At 68.1% G+C, this 6,827-nt stretch carries 7 protein-coding genes and 2 pseudogenes; 6 read left to right on the top strand and 3 right to left on the bottom strand.

From position 1 onward, the window contains the following. Positions 1–94 (top strand): annotated as a pseudogene (locus tag ACWD6R_RS39300) (heme o synthase); the annotation flags it as partial. 292 nt (positions 95–386) lie between these two features. Here ACWD6R_RS39300 and ACWD6R_RS39295 read toward each other — a convergent pair. Next, positions 387–947, bottom strand: a complete 561-nt coding sequence (locus tag ACWD6R_RS39295; RefSeq protein WP_451823146.1) for a hypothetical protein — start codon at positions 945–947, stop codon at positions 387–389. 358 nt (positions 948–1,305) lie between these two features. Here ACWD6R_RS39295 and trhA point away from each other — a divergent pair, with 358 nt between their 5' ends. Beyond that, positions 1,306–1,959: a PAQR family membrane homeostasis protein TrhA gene (trhA, locus tag ACWD6R_RS39290; RefSeq protein WP_451823145.1), complete on the top strand. Its 654-nt coding sequence runs from the start codon at positions 1,306–1,308 to the stop codon at positions 1,957–1,959. A gap of 266 nt (positions 1,960–2,225) precedes the next feature. Here the strand turns inward: trhA and ACWD6R_RS39285 are convergent, their stop codons facing one another. After that, a complete protein-coding gene (locus tag ACWD6R_RS39285) occupies positions 2,226–2,375 on the bottom strand; it encodes a hypothetical protein (protein WP_451823144.1) in 150 nt (49 codons plus the stop codon). A gap of 656 nt (positions 2,376–3,031) precedes the next feature. On the opposite strand from ACWD6R_RS39285, the gene ACWD6R_RS39280 reads away from it, so the two are divergent. The 4 genes from ACWD6R_RS39280 to ACWD6R_RS39265 all read left to right on the top strand — a co-directional run bounded on the left by ACWD6R_RS39280 (position 3,032) and on the right by ACWD6R_RS39265 (position 5,887). Beyond that, positions 3,032–3,235, top strand: a complete 204-nt coding sequence (locus ACWD6R_RS39280; protein WP_451823143.1) for a cold-shock protein — start codon at positions 3,032–3,034, stop codon at positions 3,233–3,235. Positions 3,236–3,559: 324 nt separating this feature from the next. Continuing rightward, positions 3,560–5,071: a DEAD/DEAH box helicase gene (locus ACWD6R_RS39275; RefSeq protein ID WP_451823142.1), complete on the top strand. Its 1,512-nt coding sequence runs from the start codon at positions 3,560–3,562 to the stop codon at positions 5,069–5,071. A gap of 46 nt (positions 5,072–5,117) precedes the next feature. Then, a complete protein-coding gene (locus ACWD6R_RS39270) occupies positions 5,118–5,522 on the top strand; it encodes a CBS domain-containing protein (RefSeq protein ID WP_451823141.1) in 405 nt (134 codons plus the stop codon). A 53-nt stretch (positions 5,523–5,575) separates the two neighbouring features. Further along, positions 5,576–5,887: an SCO5918 family protein gene (locus ACWD6R_RS39265; protein WP_451823140.1), complete on the top strand. Its 312-nt coding sequence runs from the start codon at positions 5,576–5,578 to the stop codon at positions 5,885–5,887. A gap of 95 nt (positions 5,888–5,982) precedes the next feature. On the opposite strand, the pseudogene ACWD6R_RS39260 reads toward ACWD6R_RS39265, so the two are convergent. Beyond that, a pseudogene (locus ACWD6R_RS39260) lies at positions 5,983–6,680 on the bottom strand (helicase associated domain-containing protein); the annotation flags it as partial. Between the last annotated feature and the right edge of the window lie 147 nt (positions 6,681–6,827).

The following is a 6,827-nucleotide window of genomic DNA, read 5'->3' as shown; positions in this document are numbered from 1 at the left end:
TTCGATGTCCTGGGCCGCGGTCATCCTCTTCGCCGTCATCTTCTTCTGGACGCCGCCGCACTACTGGCCGCTGTCGATGAAGGTCAAGGACGACTCTCGAGGTGCATCTGGGCATGGCGCGACCTCGGCCGAGAGTTCCTGAACTCGGTCGCTTCAAGCGTTGTCCCGGGCTCGTTCGCCTTACCGTACGCATGCCGTTGCGCCGGAAGCGACGACGCTGCGGTCCTGGTCGCCGGCGCGCAGGTCGTCGGCGACCGGGGTGTTACTCGGAAGCGACAGGAGCACCGGGCCGGATGAGCAGGGATACGAGGCCGGGGCTGCGCGCCGCGTGGCGGCTCGGGCGCCGCATGCCCCGTGCGTCTTCGTGCAGTTGGAGGAGCAGACGTTCAGACGCTCGTCCAGGCTTCGAGGAAGGCTTTCCGTCCAGCGGGATCGTCCGACCTGCGGTCGGCGTGCAGGACGCGCCAGGCGGTGAGTTCGAGATCGCGGAGCCACAGTTCTCCGATGACCTGTGTCTTGAGGTCGGGAAGATGGTCGGACTCGGCGAGGGCTTGACCGATCACCTCCCCGGCTGCGACGCGTTGGGGCGGGGTCATCTCATCGACAGCCGAGAGGATCTGTCGGGCCAGGGCGGTTCCTTCGCCTGCCAGGGATTGCGCCACCTCAGCCTTGATGTTGGCGGGTAGCAGGTAGGCGGTGCCCGAGGACCTCCACAGGTCCGACCAGAAGCGTTCTCCTGCCTCGGTGGGAGCAGGGAGCGCGGCCAGCAGCCCGAGGAGATGGCCGATGGCCGCGTAGCCACCGGAGTGGGCAGCTGCGACGACCGCGATGCCGGCAACGCGCTCCACATCGAGATGGCTGGCTTCGAGGTCTGAAGCCAAACCCAGATGGTGTTCCAACTGGTCTGCGAGGGGGGCGGACACGTGGGGGCGGACCTCAGGAAGCATCGACGATCCTTGCGGGTAGGCGAGCGGAGATGCCCGTTCGGAAGCCCGGATCGTTCCCACGACCAGCCGATCTACTCGGCTTCGGGCGGACCAATTGGCGGCGGGACCAAGGGGCCGAAGTCCACCCGGCGGCGAGAGAGCCCACGCCCGGCCGTCCTGTGAGGTCTCCTAACATGAGCGCATGATTGCCAGTGACGCCCAGGAGTCCGGGGGAGGACGGGAAGCCATGTCCCGCGACGCCGCTGAGGTCGAATGTGTCCACGTCGCCTCAGAGTGTGGAGAACACCGCGAAGTCGGGCTGCCCCGCGGACCACAAGGTGACGGTGCAGCAGAAAATGGTCACTCGTTTGCCGCTCCGGTGGAGCAGGCGGCCGACCTGGTAGAACCGATCAAGCCGAGGTTGCGTGGCTGGCTCCATGCCGGAATGGTCCCCGCCGCGCTGATCGCAGGGATCGTACTCATCTGCCTGGCTGGCACCCCGCAGGCGGCCTGGGCCTGCGTCGTGTACTCGGTCACCGCCTGGCTACTGTTCGCAACGAGCGCCGTGTACCACCGCGGCACCTGGGGGCCGCTCGGCGAGGCTCTTCTGCGACGTCTCGACCACGCCAACATCTTCCTGATCATCGCCGGCACCTGCACTCCCCTGGCGGTGCTTCTCCTGCCGCCGGGCCAGAGGTCCGTGCTGCTGTGGATCGTGTGGGCGGGCGCGTTGGCCGGCATCGCGTTCCGGGTCCTGTGGGTCGGAGCTCCGCGCTGGTTGTACACCCCGTGCTACCTGGCCCTGGGGTGGGCGCCGGTGCGCTATCTACCCGACTTCCTGCACACCGGCGGAGCGGCCGTACTCACCCTGATCGTGGCCGGCGGTCTCCTCTACAGCGCGGGCGCGGTCGTCTACGCCCTCCAGCGCCCCGACCCCTCACCCCGCTGGTTCGGCTTCCACGAGGTGTTCCACGCGCTGACCGTGGCAGCCTTCACCGCGCACTACATCGCCATCTCCCTGGCCACCTACTGACCGCGACAACGTTCTGGCTCGCGCCGCTCGTCACACACGTTGCACGCTGACGGGTGCATACACGACGCCGCCAATCCTCGGAGTGGCCGGGACATGCCCCGGATGACGTTCTCGTGGACCAGCCGGTCGGCAGTCGTAATTCCGCTGAGGCCGAGTCAGCCGGCGGGCCCGTGCGCGATCGTTTCGGAGGGACGAGGATGCGCAGGCACCTGAGGTGCCGGGCAACGGCATCGCTCTGCGGCTTCGCTGGGGTCGTGCGACAAATGTCACCGGCCGGCGACCCGGACGGCCGGGGGTGCCCCGGCCCTAACGGCTGAGGCGAGCGCGGCGAAGATGTCCGCGCCGATCATCGAGCCGAGCCCGATCACTACCGCGTCGAACACCCCGCTGCCTGCGGTCGGCGCCGACCTGCTCATCGCTCGCTCCTCGACAGCTGCGACGAAGGCACCGGTCTGTGACGGGTCCGATATCAGCGCACAATATGGGAACAGGGTGCAGAGCAGTAGCCCACCTGGGATCAACAGAGTGGTGGGCGCTGAGATTGCTTGCTCATGCAGGCCCCGGCCGACTGACCGGGGCCTGCCGCGTGAGGTCCGACTGCGCGCGGGCCGCTGCGCAGTGTGGGCGTTGTGCGGTGCTGTGCCGCAGGAGCCAGGGCCCTGATCTGTGTCGAGACCGGCGTACGGGCCGATGGGGCCGACGTCGGGCGTGACGGTGCCACTGGAGTAGTTGTGACCTCCGAGCCGTGAACAGCGACCGCTCCTCCTGAAATGCTCCGCTACGGGTGGATCAATATCTATGGCCGCGAGGTGAGGGTTTAACGCGCCATGCGGGGAGTGTTTTTACCGCAACGAACAGAGCGGAATTATTTAACGTACACAGGCTACTACCGCATGCTACTGTCGATCTCAGTTGAAGTCTTGGTTCCCAAAACTTCAAGCGTCTTCGCCGGTATTTGCAGCCGCGGGAAGCGTTTTTATATTTCCGGTCATTCTCCGGGCGGGGCATCATCGCGGCGACCCGGTATCCGTGCATTGCGGGTCCCGGCGTACTGCCCCAAGGGAGATATGACATGGCGTCTGGCACCGTGAAGTGGTTCAACGCAGCCAAGGGTTTCGGCTTCATCGAGCAGGACGGTGGCGGCGCTGACGTGTTCGCCCACTTCTCGAACATCGCCACCCCGGGCTTCCGTGAACTGCTCGAAGGCCAGAAGGTCACCTTCGACATCGCGCCCGGCCAGAAGGGCCCGACGGCCGAGAACATCGTTCCCGTCTGACGCTGACGCGCACTTCGTAGCTGGGGCCCGTATCCCTCGGGGTGCGGGCCCCAGCTGCGGGCATTTCCCGCAGAGGTTTCACCTGTGGGACAACCACCGCCCGCAGGCATTTCTCCAGGGATGCGGGCCTCTTCAAAGGTGCACCCGTCGGCGTTCTGGATTTCACGTCCGCGTGACGTCACCTATTTCCTTGCCTGCACCCGCATCGGATTCACGCAGGCCAGATCTACTTTCGCATTCCATTCGGCCCGTTCTTGTGATTCCCTGCGCTGCTCTTCCGCTGCGGGAATTCCTTGATACGTGCCGTATCAAGGAAGGTTCTCGATGAACCCCACACGTACGAATGACCGTTCCTCCCGTCCCCGCCGTGCCGACGGCACCGCTTCTGGCTCCGGTGCCGGTTCGAGGCGGGGCGCCCGCTTCGGCTCGCCCGCCCCGACCCGTTCCGGCGGTCCGGGCCGCTCGGGCGGCCACGGCCGGCGGCCCGCAGCGGTCCAGGGCGAGTTCGCCCTGCCGAAGACGATCACTCCCGCGCTGCCCGCGGTCGAGGCGTTCGCCGACCTCGACCTGCCCGAGCGGCTGCTGGCCGCGCTGACCGCGCAAGGCGTGAGCGTCCCGTTCCCGATCCAGGGTGCGACCCTGCCCAACACCCTCGCGGGCCGCGACGTCCTCGGTCGCGGGCGCACCGGCTCCGGCAAGACCCTCGCCTTCGGTCTGGCCCTGCTGGCCCGCACCGCCGGACAGCGCGCCGAGCCCCGCCAGCCGCTGGCCCTGATCCTCGTGCCGACACGTGAGCTGGCGCAGCAGGTGACCGACGCGCTCACCCCCTACGCCCGCTCGGTGAAGCTGCGCCTGGCCACCGTCGTCGGCGGGATGTCGATCGGCAGGCAGGCCAATGTGCTGCGGTCCGGCGCCGAGGTCGTCGTCGCGACGCCGGGCCGCCTCAAGGACCTCATCGACCGCGGCGACTGCCGACTGAACCAGGTCGCGATCACCGTCTTGGACGAGGCCGATCAGATGGCCGACATGGGCTTCATGCCCCAGGTCACCGCGCTCCTGGACCAGGTCCGCCCCGAGGGCCAGCGGATGCTGTTCTCCGCCACCCTCGACCGCAACGTCGACCGCCTGGTCCGCCGATACCTCACCGACCCGGTCGTCCACTCCGTCGACCCGTCCGCAGGCGCGGTCACCACGATGGAGCACCACGTGCTGCACGTCCACGGCGCCGACAAGCACCGGACGACCACCGAGATCGCGGCCCGCGAAGGCAGGGTGATCATGTTTCTGGACACCAAGCACGCCGTCGACCGGCTGACCAAGGACCTGCTGGACAGCGGGGTGCGGGCCGCCGCCCTGCACGGCGGGAAGTCGCAGCCGCAGCGCACCCGGACCCTGGCCCAGTTCAAGACCGGGCACGTCACCGTCCTCGTGGCGACGAACGTCGCGGCGCGCGGCATCCACGTCGACAACCTCGACCTCGTCGTCAACGTCGACCCGCCGACCGACCACAAGGACTACCTCCACCGCGGCGGCCGCACCGCGCGGGCCGGCGAGTCCGGCAGCGTCGTCACCCTGGTCACCCCCCACCAGCGCCGCGACATGACCCGCCTCATGACCGCCGCCGGCATCGTCCCTCAGACCACCCAGGTCCGCTCCGGCGAGGAGGCACTCCGCCGGATCACCGGCGCCCAGACCCCCTCCGGCATCCCCGTGACAATCACCGCACCGGTGGCCGAGCGCCGTAAGCGCAGCGCGGCCTCGCGCGGCCGACGCAGCCCCGCTTCGGCCGCCCGGCGCGTGACCGCGCATCAGTCCTCCTTCGACGCGGCGGCCTAGAACCTACGTGATCAGGAAACTGACCCATCTCTGCAGGAGGCACGTTTTGACGCTGGTTCAGATGCAGCCCCGCCCGGCGAATGCCACCCCCGTGCACAGGACGGCGGCCGACGCCATGGACACAGGCGGACCGCAGGTCTGTGACGACATGACCGTCGAGGTCGCCCTGTCCGTCATGGCAAGCGCCCGCACCGGGCACCTGCTCGTCTGCGACAACGACGGCCTGTGCACCGGACTGGTCACCCAGGCCCAGCTCGCCGCAGTTCGCGACAGCTCCGCGTACACGGACCGGGTCCAGCTGCGCGACATCCTCGGCAACCGCGGGCCGTTCACCTTTCCCGTGACCACCATGGCCGAAGCCGAGCACGCGATGCGCTACCGCCAGGTCGATGCCCTGCCTGCGGTCGACGAACAAGGCAGCGCTCTGGGCGTCCTCGCTCTTGCCAGCTGAACCGCCTCACCGCGGCAGAACCATCCCCCTTCGTTCTCTCCTTGTGAGGCATCATGCGCTGTGTCATCGCCCGCTTCCCGTTCGACCTCACCAAGAGCGGCGTCCTGGAATCCATGAAGGGCATCAAGCCCGAGCAGGCTTCCGGCGACTCCGTGATCATCGGCCGACGCACCTACCCCGTCAAACAAGTCGGCCAGGTCGTCACACGCCAGGACCGCCGCGACTTCAGCGCAGGCGAAGTCCTCCGAGCCATGACCCAGCTCGGCTTCACCTGCCCCGGCCCTCCCCAGCCCGCCGCGCCCACACGGGTTCTCAGCCCGTTCCAACAGGCTTCCGCGATGCTCGGCGCCCCTGCAGCCGTCTGACCGAGGGGCAGGCGCGAGCCGCCATCAAAGCAGTGGTGAGGGTCCGACCGGGATACGCCGGTCGGACCCTCACCGCATACCTAAGGTTTCTCAGCGCGTGGAGATGGGGTCAGGGCCCCGCCTTCACGTGCGACGTACTGCGCGAGGGCCGCAACGCCCCGCGTGAACGCCGCCGACACCTTGCCCGGACGGGCAGCCGTGCTCTTCTTGGCTGGGGCTGCAGTGGGCCGCTCTGCGGGTTGGATGCCGAGTGCGGTGAGTCGTTCCTGTTGCTCGGTGGTGAGCTGCGCTCAGGTGCCCGGCTGCTTCTGCTGCTGAAGCCGCTTGCCGAGGTCGTCGCCTTCGTAGAGGACGCCGGGCTGGATGTCGGGCAACACCCCGTCGGTGTCGACCAGGTCGGCGAGGACGCGGTGATGCCGTTGCCAGTCGAGCGGCCAGGGGCAGTTCCAGTCCGGATCGATTTCCGTGAGCTGCGCGGTCCGCGTCTCGGCCCGCTCCTGGTCATTGCCGAGCCGTTCTTGCGGCGGAGGTTGGCCATGTGCTGCCCGATCGGAACCATCGCCTCGCCCTCGCCCCAGACGGCGTCCTGACGGGGCGCCAGGTGCCCGGTGGCCCGGTGGTATGAATGCAGCGCGGCGAGCTTGTTCTCCCATGCCTCGTCCCCGGGCTCCCACACCATTCCGGCTTCGTCGAGGAGGGTTTTGCGCCGCTCCTCCAGTTCTCCGGCCCGCAGTGCCTTCCTCTGCTGGTGCACCCACCTGCCCAGCGGAAAATCCTTCGTCACTCCGACCTCGCCGGGCCCGGGCTGAAGGGCAATGACCTCCACGGCGGCCTGACCCGGCGCGTTCAGACCCGAATCCGCAGGTAGTGGCGGTGTCCGGTAGCTGATACGACGACAGGTGCGCTTCGAGTTTGAGAAGATCGAGGTTCCTACGCCTAA

Source organism: Streptomyces sp. NPDC005151 (assembly GCF_053599875.1).
Note: the sequence above shows the minus strand (reverse complement) of the source record. Positions and strands in the feature narration are given on the sequence as shown.